This is a genomic window from Hominiventricola aquisgranensis, from assembly GCF_040096225.1.
Taxonomy (GTDB): domain Bacteria; phylum Bacillota; class Clostridia; order Lachnospirales; family Lachnospiraceae; genus Hominiventricola; species Hominiventricola aquisgranensis.
The window spans coordinates 16261-36368 of record NZ_JBBMFC010000001.1 but is presented as its reverse complement, the minus strand read 5'-3'; the positions used below and the strand labels follow the sequence as shown (position 1 = coordinate 36368).

The window sequence follows — 20108 nt, the reverse complement described above, 5'->3', positions numbered from 1 at the left end:
TTGTCAACCGACTTTTGTGCAGTTTATACAATATTATTCACTTTATCACGCTAAACTTTTGACATTTTATTAACAGATGTTCAATTTATAAGGTGGTAATATGTCAAAAAAATCCTGCCGTCTTTCGACGACAGGATTTTACTGTTTTTTACTATTATACTTATTTACCCTGCTCAAGAGCCAGAGTTCTGGTTGTGATATCGCATACCTCGGTCGGTCCGTAGTACTGGATTGCTCCCGGGAATACATAAGAGGTCTCAACAGCCCACTCATCTCTGTGTGCTTCAAAATATTTGAATGGCTTACCATCAAGCTCAACAAGTGCTTTCTTGATAACCGGCTTGTCCTCGCCATGTCTTCTCTCGATATTCATCATCTTGGTGATCGGCATACCGCCTGCAACCCACTCTTCTGCCGGTCTGGACAGGTTGGAAACCTTGGAAAGGTATCCATTGTATCCGTACTGGATCAGCATGAATGCGTTGTATCCAAGAGAGTAGCAGTAGTCAGCATCAAAGTTAGACGGGAATGCGCATCTTCCTTCATATCCGAAGAAATGAGTCTGGGTTGCGTATTTTCCAGTGTAGGTTCCTGCTGCTTTTCTTGCCTTCAGTTTGTCGCCTACCAGTGCTGCAAACAATTTCTCGGACTCGATCAGAGATACCTGTACGTTTCCGTGCGGATCTCTCTCAAGGAACAGCTGCTGCTGAATAGCCTGCGGAAGAATTGCAAATACTTCCATAGCCTCTTTGGAAAGGCCTTTCTCGATGAATGCATATTTTTCAGCCCAGCTCTCCAGAGCGTTGAATGCATCTGCTTTGCTTCCTGCAAGAAGCTCATTGATCTCGCTGATCAGTGCAGAGAACTCCGGAACAAACTCAACAACACCCTCCGGGATTACAACAACACCAAAGTTGTTGCCATCTGCAGCTCTCTTCTCTACAGCATCTGCGATATAATCTGCGATCTCAGACAGAGACTGTTTCTTAGCCTTTACTTCCTCAGAGATCAGGCAGATGTTCGGCTGGCACTCCAGTGCACACTCAAGTGCTACGTGAGAAGCACTACGTCCCATAACTTTGATGAAATGCCAGTACTTCTTAGCAGAGTTACAGTCTCTCTCGATATTTCCGATAAGCTCGCTGTAAGTCTTGGTTGCAGTATCAAAACCAAAGGAAATCTCGATATCCTCATTCTTAAGGTCTCCGTCGATGGTCTTCGGGCATCCGATTACCTGTACGCCGGTCTTATGTGCTGCCATGTACTCAGCAAGTACGCATGCATTGGTGTTGGAATCATCACCGCCGATGATAACGATTGCGGTGATACCATGTTTTTTGCAAACCTCAGTAGCGATCTTGAACTGCTCCTCAGTCTCCAGTTTGGTTCTTCCAGAACCGATGATATCGAATCCACCGGTATTTCTGTACTCGTTGATATATGCATCATCAAATACGATGAAATTGTCTTCGATCAGTCCGCTTGGACCACCCTTGAAACCAATCAGGACATTCTCTTTATTGGTTGCCTTCAGTGCATCATACAGACCACTTACAACATTGTGTCCGCCTGGTGCCTGTCCGCCGGAAAGGATAACACCTACTACCTGTTTCTTGGATGCAGAAGTGTTCTGTCCTTTTTCAAAGGTAACCTCCGGCTCGCCATAAGTATTCGGAAACAGCTCAGCAATCTTCTCCTGATCTGCTGCACTTGTGGTCTTCTCGCCTTCTTTAACAGCGATCTCTGCAATACCGTTTCTGAGCATTCCCGGAAGCTTCGGGCTGTACTCATATCTTGCTTTCTGAAGTGGTGAAAGATTCATAATTATACTCCTTTGTTGTATATTTTATAACTATCCAGAGCCATACAGACTATGGCTCTGAACCATTACTCCAACTTATAAATTATCATTTTAACGTATTTTCGTCAACCTCTGAGCACTGATTAGAATGCAAATTTCTCATCAAAATATTTGTCAAGATCAGCAATTGCCACACGCTCCTGCTCCATGGTGTCACGGTCACGAACAGTTACGCATCCATCCGTCTCAGAGTCAAAGTCGTAGGTTACGCAGAACGGAGTTCCGATCTCATCCTGGCGGCGGTATCTCTTACCGATATTTCCTCTGTCATCGAATTCGCAGTTGTATTTCTTGGACAGCTCGGTGAATACTTTCTCAGCACCCTCGTTGAGCTTCTTGGACAGTGGAAGAACGCCAACTTTAACCGGAGCCAGTGCCGGATGGAAATGAAGAACTGTTCTCATATCCGGTTTTTCTTCGGTTCCGATGTTCTCCTCATCATAAGCTGCACACAGGAATGCCAGAACCACACGGTCTGCTCCCAGAGACGGCTCGATAACATACGGAATGTATTTCTCTTTGCTCTCATCATCGAAGTAGCTCATATCCTGACCGGATACCGTCTGATGCTGTGTCAGATCATAGTCGGTACGGTCTGCGATTCCCCACAGCTCGCCCCATCCGAACGGGAACAGGAACTCGATGTCGGTAGTACCTTTACTATAGAAGCAAAGCTCCTCCGGAGAGTGGTCACGAAGACGCATCTCATCCTCTTTGATACCAAGAGCCAGAAGCCAGTCACGGCAGAATGCTCTCCAGTACTGGAACCACTCCAGGTCAGTGCCCGGTTTGCAGAAGAACTCAAGCTCCATCTGCTCAAACTCACGGGTACGGAAAGTGAAGTTACCCGGTGTGATCTCATTACGGAAGGATTTTCCGATCTGGCCGATACCAAACGGGATCTTCTTTCTGGAAGTTCTCTGTACATTCTTAAAGTTTACGAAAATACCCTGTGCAGTCTCCGGGCGAAGATAAACAGTATTTTTTGCATCCTCGGTAACACCCTGGAAGGTCTTGAACATCAGGTTGAACTGACGGATATCTGTGAAATCTTTCTTACCGCATTTCGGACAGCAGATGTCATGCTCGTCGATGTAGGATTTCATCTCTTCCTGAGACCAGCCATCAACTCCGCCTTCATGCTCAATATGATTCTCATCCATATAATCTTCGATCAGTTTGTCTGCACGAAAACGCTCTTTACAGCTCTTACAGTCCATCAGTGGATCAGAAAAGCCCCCAAGATGTCCGGAAGCAACCCATGTCTGCGGATTCATCAGGATTGCGCAGTCAACACCTACGTTGTACGGATTCTCCTGAACGAATTTTTTCCACCATGCTTTCTTTACATTATTCTTAAGCTCTACTCCAAGATTACCGTAATCCCAGGTGTTTGCAAGTCCACCATAGATCTCACTTCCTGGATATACAAATCCACGGTTCTTTGCAAGAGCTACGATTTTTTCCATTGTCTTTTCCATAACTGTTCTCCTTCATCTTTAATAAATAATATAGGCATACTCATCTTCCGCTTCAATGGGCATCACTTCCACGGTATGTGCATCCAGTATTTCCACATTGCTGCTGACGTATTTCACCGGCTTCTCCAGCTGGATCACGCCTTCTTCCTTTGCAACTGCCACAGTTTCACTCTTATTCTCTGTCACATCCGCTGCTGTATATTCACCTTCATAGTCTGCATCACGGAAGATCATGTTAAATGACAGCCCTTCTGACAGAGCGTCCTCCACAGATCCCACAAACAGATATTCTTCATTATAAAGTCTGTACGTATCCGCATCCGCATAATGCAGCTTCAGATACATCACGCTGTCTTTGACTTCTGTACTTTCGACCGTGATCTTTGTCTCTCCCAGTTTCTGGTTATAGACATCTACTTCCTTCTGTACCATGGCTGAAAACTCATCGAGACTATAGTACTCCTGAGCAAAGCTTTCCACGATCGCCTGTGTGATCTCTCCGTTTTTTTCTATGTAAAGTGAAGATACCGACGGGTTGAAGGACTTATCCTTGCCACATCCAGTCATGAAGAGAACAGCCATCAGGACACAGACAGCCGACATCCATTTCTTCATTAAACTTCCTCCTTACCTGCCACAAGGGCTTAACTATTCCACATTATAACCGCTTTACAGGCAAGTTTCAAGTATTTCCAACGATTTGAAGCGGTGCTCCACATAATGCTTTCTAAGCCACGTGACCACCCTTGCGAATTCTGCGAAGACTTCCTCCGTCAGAAGAAAGGTATAGAGCTTCTCCACAGAAGCTGCCACCACATACTGAAGAGCATATTCCGTAGATGGATTCAGGTTCCAGTCCGAAAACTGTTCAAAGGTCTGGGGACACTCACCGCTGTACGTCATGGCTTTCAGTTCATATATGTAGCGGACCAGTTTTCTTGGAAGCGACGGCACCAGCAGCGCCCGCAGGGACTGATAGGCAAGCTTCAGAAAATCCGACCCATCTGCATTTTCTCTTGTATAATAGTCGGCAAATTCCAGAAAATACTGTCCGTAGCAGGCTCCCTCAAAATCCGTCATCAATTCGCCAAAATAATTCTGGATCGATGCCTGACTCATAGTATAGGAAGTCCTTCCCTCGTAGATCTGAAATTCACCGAACGCAAATGCATTTGCCGCAGCCATCAAGGCGCTTCCAGGCCTTCTGGCTCCTCTGGCAAATGCTCTGATTTTTCCGCGCTCTCTGGTCAGTAAGACCACCAGCTTGTCATAATCACCGACCGGTGCGGCAGACAATACCATGCCGGTCACGGTGTAGGTCTGACTGCTCATCTTTCTCTCCTGCTTTCTCGGACTTGCAGTTCTTTACTCTGTAAGCCAGATAATCCCGTATATCTCCGGTGTGTGCAAATCGATCCCAACTGTCCATCCTTCTGCCTCCGCTTCTTCGGTTCTGTATGTTCATAGAATCCCCGAAGCGGATCAAAGCTATACTTCTTTTTTGTCGTAACCAAAATTTTTAATAAGGAAGTCAGAATCACGCCAGTCTTTCTTGACCTTGACCCAGAGTCTTAAATTGACCTTTGCATCCAGCATCCGCTCGATCTCATAGCGGGCTGCAGACCCGATCTTCTTCAGCATAGCTCCGCCTTTTCCAATGATAATTCCCTTGTGGGAATCCCGCTCACACACGATGGTCGCTTCAATATCCCAGATCGGCTGGTTTGGCCGTTCCTTCATAATATCAATGGAAACAGCGATTCCGTGGGGAATCTCCTCATCAAGAAGCTTCAGTGCTTTTTCACGGATCAGCTCCGATACGATCTGACGCATAGGCTGATCCGTAACCGTATCTTCATCATAAAACATAGGACCATACGGCAGATATTTGAAGATCACATCGATCAGTTCTGCCTCATTGGAGCCTTTCAGGGCAGACACCGGAACGATATCTGCAAAATCCATCAGTTTCCGGTAAGCCTCGATAAATCCGAATACCTGATCTTTTTTCACCATGTCGATCTTATTGATGACAAGAACAACCGGTGTATTGATATTTTTCAGCTGATTGGCAATGTGCTGATCTCCTGCTCCTACACGGTCAGATGGCTCCACCAGCCACAGTACCACATCTACTTCCTTCAAAGTCTTCTCTGCCACATTGACCATATACTCACCCAGCTTATTTTTTGCCTTGTGAATACCTGGCGTATCTACAAACACGATCTGTCCACGATCACAGGTATAGACCGTCTGGATCTTGTTTCGGGTGGTCTGCGGACGATGGGATGTAATAGCGATTTTCTGTCCGATCAGCCGGTTCATCAGGGTAGACTTTCCCACATTAGGTCTTCCCACCAGTGTTACAAATCCTGATTTCTTCTGTTCACTCATAGTTTCTCCTCTTTATGCACCAAACAAACGGAATGTGGTGTCAAACAATTCCTTTTCTTTTTCGATCTTACTCTCATTTCCAATAGCACAGAATGCACCTTCCTCAAGCAGCTCACGGATACCGCCTGAAAGTGCCCGGATATCCTCCGGCTGTGCGTCCAGTACTTCATCCCTGTATTTCTGAATATCTTCAAGGGTTGTCTGAGTCAGCCAGGATGCAAGACCACGGCTGCCTTCCATGGCCGGTGTCCGCGGAGTATCCATATCACTGATGGTTCCGATAATATATTTGGTCATATCACGCTCAGATGCATCAAACTGTTCCACATATTCCGGTGTCTGTTCGAATACCTCATTGGTCTGTCCCAGATTCGGGTCACGGTAGGATACCAGATAACTGTCTCCATAAGTACCAAATCCGCTCATACAGCCATAAGCGCCGCCCTTCACACGCACCTGGATCCACAGATAATCGTAGCTTAAGATCACTTTCAGGATTCGATATGTGCCATAGTACTTCTTAATGTGTCCGGCTCTCGCCACATACTGAACAGCTGACGGAGTCTTGATGCCTTCCCGTTTTGCCGGACGCTTCAGAAGTTCTTCGGTTCTGGTTCTCTCTGGAACCGGTAAGGTATTCAGACATGCCTTCAGTGCCGGGAGTTCCTTCTTCACGGCTTCCAGTCCATCTGTTTCAGATGTGCAGCTTACGATCAGATTTTCCGGACGAAGCACATACTGCATCACCAGCTTCAGATTTTCCACGATCTGATCTTTCTTCTCTTCAAAATGCTTTTCCAGTTGTTCGATCAATCCGTAAAATGCAATACCACTGATCTGATCGGTCACCCAGGAAGAATCTGAAAATTCTGCCATCGCCCGCACTGCCGCTGCGGAGTGTCCGGAACCAGTCAGATACATCTGTAATCTTGATTTCACCTGTGCCACGATCTCATAGAGACGTTTGGTGTCGGTAAGCCTGGTTCGGCTTAAGATCTCACGCATCATGGCAAATCCAAAATCTGTATCTGAAACCAGTGCCTTGCAGCGCAGCTCCACCATGATCCGGTATTTTTCCGGCTCCCTCATATTTCCATACAGATTTACGGTAGAAGTGATGCCTCCGGTATGGCAGTTGATCTCGTTGAACAACTCACCATAGTTATAATTATCCGTATCCATATATCCCAGCACATGTTTTAACAGACCAAGATACGGAATCAGATCCGCCGGTACCTCTTTGGCATCAAACAACAGTCTGATATAATTGATACCGGAGGTAAATAGATTCTGATGAAGAACGGTAGTTCCTTCCACGTTCAGCTCTTCATTGATAAACGGAGCTGCCTCCCGCTTAATATCCTCTCTTGCCAGCATAGGGATCTTTTCCAGATCTGCCTGTGGTGATGGCTCATCCTGATATTCCTTCAGTTCTTTTGTCTGTGCTGCCAATACTATCAGTTCTTCTTCTGACAGACTGTCTTTGTAGGCTTTCAGCTTCTCTGCCAGTGCTTCCTGCTGCTTTGCTTCCAGACCAGGCACCGGTTTTAATACCAGAAGAGCTCCATGTGGATTATCAAGGATCCAGGTCCTGATCAAAGCTTCAAAATAGCCTTCATCCAGCTTTTCTCTCATCTTTGCAAAACGATCTAATGCGATCAGATGAAGGAACGGCTGATTCTCATCATAGAGCCAGCTGTCAAACATCTGTAATCCGTACATAAGTCCTCTTGGAAAGTTCCAAAATCTGCCTCTCTGTAACGGAATTCATAGTAATTGATGCCAGCCAGCAGAGCCTTCCGGTCAAATCCGTTTTTCACAATTCCTTCCAGTGTCTCTCTGACCACTTTCATGAATTCGTCCTTCTGGTCTTCTCTTGCATGCTTTGCAATCACAGAAAAATACGGCTGCGCAATACCATTTTCATAAGAGCTTAAAATGTCTTTTCCAATTCCTGCATCCAGCAGAGCTTTTTTAAGCGGTGCTCCCGGTGCAGACAGCAGGGCATATTCCAGCACCTGAAATGCCAGATAAAGATCTGCGTCCAGCGAGGTTCCAACCACTGTGCTGTAAGATAAATATGCCTGTGCATCGTCGGTCTCTTCTTCAGACACCGGATATTCCACGGTCTTCTCCACCGGCTTTGCAAATGGCTTCTGCAGGGCAATGTTGGAATCCATCTCCAGATACTCATAATGGCTTAAATATTTCTCATCGATCCATGCCAGCTTCTCTGCCATGTCCATATCGCCGTACAGATAGATGTAACAGTTGGACGGATGATAGTATTTTCTGTGGAAATCAAGAAATGCCTCGTATGTCAGCTCCGGAATCACTTTCGGGTCTCCGCCGGACTCATGGAAATATGGCGTATCCGGGTACAGTACCCGCATGATCTCACTGTCCAACATATCTTCCGGAGAAGACAGTGCACCCTTCATTTCATTATAGACCACTCCGTTGTAGATCAGCGGACTGTCCGTATTTTCCAGCTCATAGTGCCAGCCTTCCTGACGGAAGATCTTCTCTTCCTTATAAATGTTCGGATGAAATACTGCATCCAGATACACATGCATCAGGTTCTGAAAATCCCGTTCATTGCAGCTTGCTACCGGATACACCGTCTTGTCCGGATAAGTCATGGCATTCAGGAACGTATTCAGGGAACCCTTCACCAGTTCCACAAACGGATCCTTCACCGGGAAATCTGTGGAACCGCAGAGTACGGAATGTTCCATAATATGCGGTACACCCGTACTGTCTGATGGCGGTGTACGAAATCCTATATTAAATACTTTGTTTTCATCATCATTAGATAAAAGTGCCACCCTCGCACCTGTCTTTTTATGACGCAGCAGATATCCTACAGAATTCATCTCCGGGATCTGCTGTTTTTCTATCAGTTCATAAGTTGCTAACTGCTCTACTGTCATAAATCTTGTATGACCTCCATGTTCTTTTCTTCTGTGTAGTATATACATTCTTTATGAGTATAACACAGGATGTGTGGATTTTCCATGGAGGAAATCGCGATATTTTTCTTCACAAACACATGCAAAAAAAGTGAATTTTCACTTTTTTCAGTGAAAATTCACTTTTTATCACTTCTACGCTTCCAACGCATGTTTCACATAGATCTGTCGAACCGCTGGGTATTCACCCAATCCTTTCAAGATGCATTCTACTTCATATCCGGCTTTTTCAAATGTGCTTTTCCAGGAATCATCCTCATCGCCTGACATATCATTTATAGCATGGTCTCCTGCCACCACCATAAACGGTGCAAGAATGACTCTTTTCACATGCAACGTCTGAATCTTCTCAAGCAAAGTATCCAAAGATGGTTCTGCTTCCACTGTTCCCATAAATACCTGTGAATATCCCAGTTCCTTCAGCCGCTGATCCAGTTCTGTATAAACACTGTTACTATCATGAGGGGTTCCATGTCCCATAAATACAACTGCTTCCTCTTTTTCGATAGTTCCAATCTCTGCCATCACTGCCTGAAGTACCTCGTCTGTATCTTCCGAAGTAGTCAGCAGCGGAGTACCAATCCGAACCTGTTCAAACTGACTGCGTCTTTCCAGAACAGCTTCTTTCAACTGATCATATTCAATTCCTCGGATCACATGGGTTGGCTGCACGATCACATCCGTAATTCCATCTAAAAGCATCTGCTTCATGGCTTCTTCCACGGTGTTGATATGTACGTCATCTCGCTTTTCTATTTTTCGGATGATCATACCGCTGGTCCAGGCACGATAGAATGCTCTGTCTGGCATTGCCTTCTGAATATCTGCCTCTATCCGATCAATGGTTTTCTCTCTGGTTGCATTTACACTGGTTCCAAAACTCACTACTAAAATTGCTTTTTTCGCCATACGATAGATACTCCTTGATTTGATTTCTACTATTACTTAGTGTAGCCTGATTCGGCAAAAAAGTCTATAACCCGAATTGGAATAGCTCAAAGACACAGACCTTATATCCACCGCAGGCAGCATGTGCAGAGGAACCGCTCCCGCTAATTCCTCGTCCAGCGGTACTAAGCTTCGACCTTCGCCAGAGGCTCGGTCGGAAGCAAGTACCGGGACTGCGGACGTCCCCTGCACATGCAGACCTGCGGCAGCTACAAGTTTTATGCACCGTAACAGCTCGCGAATGCAGCAGAAAAGCTCCCAAAACTTGCAACAGCCCAGGGCGATAGAAATAAACTGCGCTGCTATGACTTGGAGCGAACGAAGTGAGCTCCGTGTGTCGGCTGGTGCGTACACTGCAAGTGTACGTATCCAGACGATACACAGAGCTTAGTTTGTCCGATACACGTCATACGAGCTTTTATTCTATCACCCGGGGCTACCGCAAGACTTTATCCGAGCTTTTTTGCTGCTACAATGAAGTATTTACAGCATTGACTCCGGCTTAAACAGTGATCTCACCTGTTCGATTTCTTCTCTGCTTGCTGGGGCCGCAGGCACATAATAGGATTTCTCCCTGGCGATCTGATAGATCTGCTCCTGAGCAGCCTCTGCCTTATTTCTCATCTGCTTCAGTGTCTGTTTAAGCTTCGGATCCTCGCTCTGAGAAATATACTCCGCATACATTTTCAGTTCTCCGTTGATACCGGTCAGTGTATCACTGACCATGGTCTTTTCATCCATCATGATCTGTTCCTCCTATTTCAAGAATCCCATAAGCTGCTGTTTGTTTTCTTTGGCAGACTGAGCCGCCTGCTCAAAATACTGTCGAACCTGGCTGTCAGTTGCTTCCTGCGCATATGCAGAAAATTTTGCATGACAGGTCTCGCTGCCGCCGATCAGATGACGAAGATTCTGTACATCCAGTTCTGATAACTGTGCCATAATAAAATACCTCCTTGTGAACCATACTGATTACGGCAGTAGTATGTGTTCACAGGGAGGTTTTCATAACATTTAAAATTTTCCAGAATTCCTGTACCGGACTCTGTATCATCTACATTTCATCATATAATTTTTCATATTCTTTTGCAGAATGGCTCCAGGAGAAATCTGCTTTCATGGCACGCTCTGCGATCTTATTCCAGGAACGCTTTCTGTCATAGTAGATCTCCTCCGCATAGCGGATCGCACCCAGCATCTCATGAGCATTGTAATTGGTGAAGGAGAATCCGGTTCCGGTCTCCTCATACTCATTGTACGGTTCCACGGTATCTTTCAGTCCACCGGTCTCACGAACGATCGGCAGTGTTCCATAACGCAGACTCATGAGCTGACTCAATCCACACGGCTCGAACAGAGACGGCATCAAGAATGCATCGCTGGCTGCATAGATCTTATGCGACATCTCGTTGGAATAATAGATGCAGGCTGCCACTTTGTCGCCATATTTCCATGCGAAATGACGGAACATATTCTCGTAACGCTCCTCGCCGGTTCCCAGCACCACGATCTGTACTGCATCCTGGCAGAACTCATCCATAATACAGTCGATCAGGTCAAATCCCTTCTGATCTGTCAGTCGGGATACAATACCGATCATCATGGCTTTCTTATCCTGCGCAAGTCCAAGCTCCTTCTGAAGCTCCAGCTTGTTCTTTACCTTTTCCTTCCGGAAATTGTCCACGGAATAATTCTTATAAATATGTTCGTCCGTCTGTGGATTCCACTCGTCATAGTCAAGACCATTAACAATTCCGGTCAGTTGTCCGGCTCTGGCACGCATGAGTCCATCCAGATGCTCTCCGAAGAACGGAGTCTTGATCTCCTCAGCATAGGTACGGCTCACCGTCGTGATCCGGTCTGCATAGACGATGCCTCCCTTTAAGTAATTGGCATCACCGAATGCTTCCAGCTTGTCTGCTGTAAAATAAGACATATCAAGTCCGGTCGCATCCTGCACGGTCGGGATATTCCAGACACCCTGGAATTTCAGATTATGGATGGTCATCACTGATTTCATATTGGAATAAAATCCACCTTCGTGGAAACTGTCTTTTAAGTATACCGGCACCAGACCTGTCTGCCAGTCATGACAGTGAATGATGTCCGGCTGATATCCTACTACTGGCAGGATAGACAGAGCCGCTCTGGAAAAGAATGCGAACTTTTCCACATCTTCATGGATGTAGCCATATGGTTTATCCCCATTAAAATAGTATTCATTGTCGATGAAATAATAATGAATCCCCGCATATTCCATCTCCATGATTCCCACATACTGGCTTCTCCATGCCATATCCATATAAAAACTTGTTACAAACTGCATGCGTTCTTTCCATTTTGCAGGAATAAACCGATAGTTCGGAAGTATCACACGAACCTCATATTTTTCTTTATCAAAATATTTCGGAAGTGCACCAACAACGTCTGCAAGACCCCCTGTCTTTACAAATGGAACGCATTCTGATGCAACAAAAAGTATTTTCTTCATCGCTTCCCCTCCAGTTTTTATACTCTCGTATTATTATACCGCAAAGAGAAGTTCTTTGAAAGAAGTTTTCATCCGGTTATGCTCTCTTTTTATAATCCAGTCGGATCTTGTCGGCAATCAATGCGATAAATTCTGAGTTGGTAGGCTTTCCTTTCCCAACACTGACCGTATATCCAAATAATTCATCAATGGTATCCATCTTTCCACGGCTCCATGCTACTTCAATAGCATGACGGATGGCCCGTTCCACACGGCTTGGTGTAGTCTGATGATTTTTGGCAATAGTCGGATACAGAATCTTGGTAATCGAATTCAACATGTTCATATCCTCTACTGCCATCATGATGGCATCCCGCAGATAATGGTATCCTTTGATATGAGCCGGAACACCGATCTCATGGATCATATTGGTCACATCTGTCTCCAGATTCCGTTCCACATATTCTTTTTTATTTTCATAGGGAACCACTTTCCTGCTTTCTGTGCGGATCTCAGATCGCACTTTCGTTCCTGCATGCTTCAGGCTCTGGATCCGGTTCAGCAGCATCTCATGGTCAAAAGGTTTCATAATGTAGTAACTTGCGCCTAACAGAAATGCATCTTCTGTGATCCGTTCCTGTCCAATGGCGGATACAACAACAAACTCCGGCTTCTTTTTGATCTTCGTATCCTGGCTGATCCGCTCCATCACAGACAGTCCGTCCAGCTTTGGCATAATGATATCCAGCAGCATAATGTCCGGCCCTTTGTCCCGGATCAGCTGACAGGCTTCCTCTCCATTGTGGGCGATTCCCACAACCTGCAGATCCTCATCCTGCTTCATGATCTCGCTTAAAATCTCTGTCATTCTTTCATTATCATCTGCAATCGCAATGCTCCATTTGCTCATATACAAACCTCCCCACTATCCTATTGGATTTCTACATCCTTATACAAAACGTATCAGCATTTATAGTCAGATTATAAAAAAGGCTGTAGTATCTGACAAGCTCATCCCGTCTACCGGTTTCGACAGTCATTTTCGACAAGCCCAATATCTCCTGTCAACTATCTTCAAACCGGTGAAAGGTCTGGTGATACAGATGCCCATTGGTAAATTCAGCCCAGCTGTAATTGGACATATATTCACCTCGATAAGCATTGACTGCTGCCACGTTTCCATCAATAAATTCATACAGATCACAACAGATCTTTGAGACATCCACAGCTGTCCTGTTCCTTGATTTGACCAGAACATCTGTCACCCCGGCCTTCCTCAGGGTCTTTCGAAGAGATGAAATGATCGTCTGTACACTTCGGATCTTGCTGTCATCGTCCCACAATGCCAGGGCGATCTCCGCCGTTGTCGCGGATGCTCCCCGCTTGTCTACCAGATATGCCATCAGCTCCCGTGCTTTTTTCCGCTCCCATACCAGCGGTTTGTTATTCACAAACACTTCAAATTCGCCAAATGTCTGCACTCTTACCACAACTCCGGACTTTTTTGACGGCTTGGTCAGAATCTGATCCAGCTGCCGCAGCACATCCCGGATGTCTCCTTCACTGACTGGCTTTAGCAAGTAACCTACTGCATGGACGGAAAATGCTTCCATAGCATAATCCGAATAAGCGGTGCAGAAGATCACCTTTGTCTCCGGGCTTCTTTCTCTGATGTCCTTGGCCAGTTCAATTCCTGACATCCCACGCAGCTTGATATCCAGAAATGCATAGGCGATGGATCCCTTCTCCTGTGCATCCAGCCATTCCATCACATCATCCACTTCATCAAATCCGCTGACTCGATATTCCGGTTTTTCAAATATGCGTTTCAGATTTTCTGTCAACTGCCACAGCATCAAAGGCTCATCATCAACTGCCAGTATATTCATGTATCTTCCTCCTCCACGGAACCTTGATCGTCACGATCGTTCCCCAGTCTTTTTTGCTGAAAAATTCAAGGCTTCCTCCTGCCATCAGCTTTACTCTCGCCTGTACATTGTGCAGTCCCACATGGGTCTTTCCATCATCCCGGATAGGGAGTTCGTTCAGGTTGCGTGCATCTACACCAACTCCGTCATCTCTGATTTCTACCAAAGCACTGTCTCCTTCCCGCCGTACAGAAATCCACACGGTTCCTCCGCCTTTTTTATCTCCTACACCATATTTGATGGCATTTTCCACAATAGGCTGTAAACTCAACACAGGAATGTCAAAATCCATATCCCAGCCTTTTTCAAATTCATAACAGACCTTAAGTTTCTCTCCGAACCGGATCCTTTCCAGCGTCACATAGTTCTCCACATGAGCAAGCTCATAAGGAAACGGCACCAGATTTTCGTTGCCGATGGCATCCATATTTCCCCTTAGATAACTGGAAAAGCAGGCAACTGCTCCGGCTGCTTTCTGGGGATCCTTCAGGCAAAGCACCTGGATCGATGCCAGAATATTGTAGATAAAATGTGGCCGGATCTGCGACAGCATCATCTGTGTCCGTACTCTCTGTTCTTCTTCTGATCCTTCTGTGTACCTGTACAGCAGAATCGTAAACCGATCTCTGGACTGATTCCACGATACATAGAGTCCAACCAGCATGGCGATCAGACTGTTGGTCAGATTGATTACCATGATCTCGCCATGCTCAAACAGAAGCTCCACACAGATGGTGAGCAGATATGCATACAGAACCATCTTCAGGTGATTCTCCGGATATTCTGCGAAGATCAGTTCCATCCCGATGAAGATTGCACAGAGCATACCGTTGATCTCTCCCGGCCGCATCATAATATCGTAATATAATGCCATTCCGTAAATGGTCCAGATGAAAATCCGGGTCAGAACATGAATGTGTTTCTTCAGCCTGATCCGCGATTTCAGAAGATCTTTTGTAGAATACAACAAATACACAAATATTATGATGGCCAGCACCATGGGCCATACATTTGCCTTCTCAAATCCCAGTGCCACACTTCTTATACAAATCAGCAAGAACATAATCGGAATACCAATACACAGACAGTTGATCAGCACTTTTGCGTTATATTCCGCCAGCGAAAATTCCAAAAACCGGATTTTTTTTGCTTCAAATCCATAGTTTCTCCATATATTCAGTTTTTCTTTTATAAAGTCCATTTATTCGCCTTCATCTTCTGTTTTTTTACAGGAACAGAATACATGGCAGACTACAACAAAACAACAACAGCCAATTATGCATGCGGCAAACCGAAAAGGAGATTACGGTTCTCCGTAATCCCCTCTCTTTTCAAAGCTTTTATACTTCTTCCAAAGGCTTTTCTGTATTTGTTTTTCTCTTCCAGAAATAATATTTCTGTCTCTTTTTCCGTCTGTTCTTCTTGCTGGTTCCATATACGATCAGATAGAATACCGGCATCAATACCAGAATCAGGATCGTAGACGCTACCAGACCTCCGATGATGACCAGTGCCATACCCTGCATCATAACAGAACTTCTTCCGCCAAATCCAAGGGCACTTGGTGTCATGGAAATGACAGTTGTCAGTGTAGTGATCAGGATCGGACGAAGTCTGGTCTTACCGGCTTCGATCAGGGCATCCTCCACATCCATCCGGCGGCGCATCATATTTACACCGTCAACATAGAGAATACCATTATTTACTACCGTACCGACTAATGTCAGCACACCCATCAGACCGACCATACTGAAATCAATTCCACTGATAAATACCAGACCGAAGGCACCAATTAAACTGAACGGGATACTCAGCATGACCATCAGCGAATATTTTGGTGACTCAAACTGCATCGCCATTACCAGAAATACCAGAAATACTGCAGTTGCCAGGGCTTTACCCATATCGCCAAACATATCATCCTGCATGGTATCCATCAGAGTCTTAGCCTCAGATACGCTGTCTGGCAGATCCAGTGTGGTCAGTAACTGATCCATAGCATCCTGAATATCGGATTTGTCATCAGACAGACAGGACGCTGTTACCGTCACGGTATACTTGCCATCCATCTTCATAATTGTCTGCGCTGCATTGGTATATTCAACTGTTGCCAGCTCGGACAATGGAATACCTCCAATATCTGCATCCATCAGCTGACTGGCATTGTCGTAGGTTCCCTTTGGAAACTCAAGATCCACATCATATTCCTCACCGTCTGAGGTAACTGTCATGGCTGTGGTTCCGCTCAGCATGCTATAGAGACCGCCTGCCACCTGCGCCGGTGTCATACCGTGGCTCATGGCACTTAACGGATCTACCACAACACGAAGCTGTGTCGTGTTATTTCCTGCATCAGACGATACATTCAGCACACCTGGAATATTCCATGTTGCTTCCTGGATCATCTCCGAAGCTTCTTTTGCATCTTCCAGATTCACAGATCCAATGGTAATGGATGCGCCGGAACTGGAGCTTGTTCCCATTGACATGGAACTTGACATGGTGATATCAAGCTGCATATCCACAATATCACTGGTATCCTCGATCCATTTATCCACCACTTCCTGCGTGCTCATCTTTCTCTTATCTTTTAAGTTGACAGAGATGGTTGCACTACCGGAAGAAGCCGTCATCGTGTAATTCTCTACATTTTCATCAGCTGCGATCATAGCTTCGATCGGAAGGATCTGCTCACTGACAGTCTCCACCCTGGTTCCGGGACGGAACGTAGCTTCTACGCTGACCATACCTTCATCCATGGTTGGCATGGCTACAATGTTAGTAAAGCTCAGTATCACGAAGGAAGCGATCAGCAGTAACACTGCTACCAGAACGCTTGTTTTTTTCCTGTGAAGAACTTTTCTCTCCATATGGTCATATTTTTCTTTGATGATATCCAGCAAATGATTGATCTTCAGATCTTCCTTCTGCTGCGGCTGATACATCTTAAAGAACAGTGGTACCAGAGTGATCGCAGAGATCAGGGATGCCACCAGGGAGAATACAATCGTAAGACCCAGCTGAATAAAGATCTGTCCGGTCATTCCACCGGAGAAGCACAACGGCAGATATACAACAACCGTTGTGATGGTGGATGCCACAATAGAGGAAATCACTTCTGTGGTACCCTGCAGTGCTGCCTCTTTGAAATCCGGCACTCGATCTCTTGCACGGAAACAGCTCTCGATCACGACACTGGAGCTGTCTACCATCATACCGATGGCGATGACCAGACCACCCAGAGTCATAATGTTCAAAGAGAAGCCCATCAAAGCCATAACGATCACCGTCATGAGGAGCGAGATCGGCATTGAGCATCCTACGATAATACTTGCTTTCCAGTCGCCGAAGAAAATGAACAGAACGATCATGGAAAGGATAACACCTAAAGCCAGTGTACTTCCTACAGAACTTAAGGATTCAAAGATCATTTCCGATGCATCATAGGAAGCTTCGATCACTGCATTTTCATTCTGCTCTGAAATATTTTTCATGACCTTTTTCACATCATTTACCATACCGATGGTGCTGGCACTCTGATTCTTGGTCATGGAGATCGTTACGGTGTCTTCCCCGTTAAATCTTGCAATACTGTCTGCATCCTTCACAGACCAGTCAATATCTGCCACATCAGACAGATGGATCACACTTCCAGTAGCTGTATACAGCGGAATATTCCGGATTGCCTGTACAGTATCATTATCCGAAGTGCTGATGGCACTGATGGACTGACTTCCCTGCTCCAGATTTCCCAACGGGATCGTAAAATCCGTTGCCTTGATATACTGAGCTATGGAGTTCATGTTCAGTCCATACTGGTTCAGTGCATTTCTGTCAAGCTCCACTTTTATGTACTGTTCCTGTCCACCAGACACAGTGACCTGTGCCACGCTGCTCAGTGCTTCCAGCTCCGGAACCACATCCTGATTGGCAAATGCCAGGGCATCGGTTCCATCGGAGGTGCTGACAGAATAGGTAATGCTTGGCATAGAATCCATATTCATCTCTATGATCATAGGATCCTGACTGTCGTCCGGCAGGTCTGATTTTACCTGATCCAATGCTGCCCGCAGATCCAGATATGCATCATTTACATTCTGATCATAATCATACTGCAGAAGTACCATGGAGACATTTTCCATGGAACTGGAAGTGATGGATTTTACACCACTTAAGCTTCCGATTTTATCCTCGATGGGCGTTGTCACCAGATCGTCCACAGACTCGGAATCTGCACCCGGATATACAGTATATACGATCTTCATCGGCATCTCCATATCCGGCATAAGCTCCAGACGCAGAGTGGTCAGTGATGAGAATCCGAATACTACCAGAGCAAGTACTGCCAGCAGAGTCGTTACTGACCGTTTTAACACTAACCTCGTCAATCTATTCATTACTCGGCAGCCTCCTCATCCGCAGATGTCTCATCGGTTGCCTGTTCCTGTGACTCTTCTGTTTCCTCAGATGTGTCTTCTGTATTGTTTACCACATCTTCTCCGTTGAGAGTCACGATCTCTACTTCTGCACCATTTCTTAATTTGGCAGACCAGTTATCCACAACCAGACTGTCAGTTGTCAGCCCGTCTTCGATCACTGCATGTTCATCATCCATAAGACCTACTGTTACAGAAGTACGAACCAGCTTATTGTCCTCCACGCAGTACACATAAGCATCTCCACCTGAGAAATACAGCGAATCAAATGGAATCAACATCTTATTGTCTTCTTTTTCTGTGGTGGCACTTACCTTTACAGATACACCGTTTGGCAGGGCATCTCCGGCGCCTGTCACGGTTGCTTTGACACGGAACAGTTTGGTCTGCTGACCTGCCATCGTTCCGATCTCGGTGATGCTTCCGTCAAAGGTCTGTCCATTACGTTCCACTGTCACATGATCACCTATGTTCAATGCATTTTTTGCAGCCTCTGCCACATCAAAAGTCACAGTCATGGAATCCTTGTTGGAAATGATATATGCCACATTACCTGCTGCTGCCATTCCTTCTTTTTCTACATTGATTGCTTCGATCACACCACTGATCGGAGCCGTCACCGTACAATAATCCAGCTGCATCTGTGCAGACTCAATACCTACGGCTGCCTGGTTAAGCTGTGCAGTATACGTTGCATCTGTCTGCGGATATACCTCGTTCTGTGTGATGGAGTAAGCCTGTTTTGCAGTATTTAAGCTGTCTGTCAAGGTATCCTGGCTGGTCTCAATCTGGTCGATGCCGGATTTGAGCTGAGATTTTGCGCTGTTCAAAGAAGAAAGCGTTGTATTTGCTGTTTCTAACTGCTGCTGTGCCGCTGCCTTCTTAGACTTCAGAAGCTCTAGCTCTGTTTCCTTCACAGATATATCCTTACCTGCTACTTTAGCCTCTTCAATTTCTTTTTCTTTTACACCAATTTGCTCTGTCACATTATCAACTGCCGCCTGAGCCTGCTGCTTTGCTGCACTCATTGTCTTGATAGTTTCTCTGGTGTCATCCAGATCATCTTCCATATCATCTTTACTTTCATATGTATCATTCAGATTTTTCTGAAGCTGACGGATCTGCTCCTCAGTCTGATAATTCTGGAGATCTCTGGCTCCGCTGGTCGCCGCCGTAGCTCCTGCCTGTGCCGTATTGTATGCTGCCTGTGCGCTGTCCATCTGAACCTGATATGCTTCATCATCGATTTTGAACAGTACGTCGCCTTCCTTTACCGTATCTCCTACTTTATAATTGACCTGTGTGACTGTTCCGGACAGCTTCGGCATCACATATACCTGTTGCTGCGGTTCTACTGTACCTATGTAAGTAGTATCACTGGTCAATTCACCCATCTGGGGATTTTCCACTTCTACAGAAACCTTGCTGACCTGGGTTGTCTCCTTATTCTTACCGCAAGCGGTCGCGGATACGCAGAGTGTCACTGCGAGTCCCATTGCCATAAGTTTCTTTGCTTTCATGTTGTCTCCTCCTGTCATCTTTTTCAATTTTTAGCCGTGTACAGATTATAACCCGATTATAAACAAATTATAAATTTCTGTAACAATATTTGGATCTT

Annotated in this window: 15 protein-coding genes and 1 pseudogene; all 16 read right to left on the bottom strand. The window is 45.6% G+C overall.

The window, feature by feature from the left end; translation table 11 throughout:
• Positions 1–160: 160 nt before the first annotated feature.
• The 16 genes and pseudogenes from WMO62_RS00160 to WMO62_RS00085 all read right to left on the bottom strand — a co-directional run bounded on the left by WMO62_RS00160 (position 161) and on the right by WMO62_RS00085 (position 20010).
• Positions 161–1822 (bottom strand): diphosphate--fructose-6-phosphate 1-phosphotransferase, encoded by a 1662-nt coding sequence (locus WMO62_RS00160; RefSeq protein ID WP_117496585.1) that lies wholly within the window; start codon positions 1820–1822, stop codon positions 161–163.
• A gap of 122 nt (positions 1823–1944) precedes the next feature.
• Complete coding sequence (locus WMO62_RS00155; protein ID WP_118438122.1) at positions 1945–3342, bottom strand: glycine--tRNA ligase; 1398 nt, start codon at positions 3340–3342, stop codon at positions 1945–1947.
• An 18-nt stretch (positions 3343–3360) separates the two neighbouring features.
• Positions 3361–3957: a hypothetical protein gene (locus WMO62_RS00150; protein WP_117496583.1), complete on the bottom strand. Its 597-nt coding sequence runs from the start codon at positions 3955–3957 to the stop codon at positions 3361–3363.
• Between the two features lie 54 nt (positions 3958–4011).
• Positions 4012–4674: a DNA repair protein RecO gene (gene recO, locus WMO62_RS00145; RefSeq protein WP_118627087.1), complete on the bottom strand. Its 663-nt coding sequence runs from the start codon at positions 4672–4674 to the stop codon at positions 4012–4014.
• On the bottom strand, positions 4616–4771 hold the full coding sequence (locus WMO62_RS00140; RefSeq protein ID WP_349143390.1) for a hypothetical protein: 156 nt from the start codon (positions 4769–4771) through the stop codon (positions 4616–4618). Before WMO62_RS00140 ends, recO begins: the two co-directional genes overlap by 59 nt.
• A 59-nt stretch (positions 4772–4830) precedes the next feature.
• Positions 4831–5736, bottom strand: a complete 906-nt coding sequence (gene era / locus WMO62_RS00135) for a GTPase Era (RefSeq protein ID WP_147601892.1) — start codon at positions 5734–5736, stop codon at positions 4831–4833.
• Between the two features lie 12 nt (positions 5737–5748).
• Positions 5749–8669, bottom strand: a pseudogene (locus WMO62_RS00130) (insulinase family protein).
• 174 nt (positions 8670–8843) lie between these two features.
• On the bottom strand, positions 8844–9617 hold the full coding sequence (locus tag WMO62_RS00125) for a sirohydrochlorin cobaltochelatase (protein WP_349143389.1): 774 nt from the start codon (positions 9615–9617) through the stop codon (positions 8844–8846).
• 522 nt (positions 9618–10139) lie between these two features.
• Positions 10140–10397, bottom strand: coding sequence for a spore coat protein (locus WMO62_RS00120; RefSeq protein WP_117496819.1), 258 nt, complete (start codon positions 10395–10397; stop codon positions 10140–10142).
• Between the two features lie 15 nt (positions 10398–10412).
• Positions 10413–10598: a hypothetical protein gene (locus tag WMO62_RS00115; protein ID WP_117496578.1), complete on the bottom strand. Its 186-nt coding sequence runs from the start codon at positions 10596–10598 to the stop codon at positions 10413–10415.
• A gap of 112 nt (positions 10599–10710) precedes the next feature.
• Positions 10711–12147 carry a glycogen synthase GlgA gene (gene glgA / locus WMO62_RS00110; protein ID WP_349143388.1) on the bottom strand — a complete coding sequence of 479 codons (1437 nt, stop codon included), beginning with the start codon at positions 12145–12147 and terminating at the stop codon, positions 10711–10713.
• A 76-nt stretch (positions 12148–12223) separates the two neighbouring features.
• The gene (gene spo0A, locus WMO62_RS00105) at positions 12224–13036 is read right to left on the bottom strand and encodes a sporulation transcription factor Spo0A (protein WP_118438126.1); all 813 of its coding nucleotides are present in this window, start codon (positions 13034–13036) and stop codon (positions 12224–12226) included.
• 154 nt (positions 13037–13190) lie between these two features.
• Entirely contained in the window at positions 13191–14015 is an 825-nt protein-coding gene (locus WMO62_RS00100; RefSeq protein ID WP_117496575.1) for a response regulator, read from the bottom strand.
• On the bottom strand, positions 13996–15255 hold the full coding sequence (locus tag WMO62_RS00095; protein WP_349143387.1) for a sensor histidine kinase: 1260 nt from the start codon (positions 15253–15255) through the stop codon (positions 13996–13998). Before WMO62_RS00095 ends, WMO62_RS00100 begins: the two co-directional genes overlap by 20 nt.
• Positions 15256–15394: 139 nt before the next feature.
• Positions 15395–18451 (bottom strand): efflux RND transporter permease subunit, encoded by a 3057-nt coding sequence (locus WMO62_RS00090; protein ID WP_349143386.1) that lies wholly within the window; start codon positions 18449–18451, stop codon positions 15395–15397.
• Complete coding sequence (locus WMO62_RS00085) at positions 18451–20010, bottom strand: efflux RND transporter periplasmic adaptor subunit (protein WP_349143385.1); 1560 nt, start codon at positions 20008–20010, stop codon at positions 18451–18453. Before WMO62_RS00085 ends, WMO62_RS00090 begins: the two co-directional genes overlap by 1 nt.
• Positions 20011–20108 lie beyond the last annotated feature (98 nt).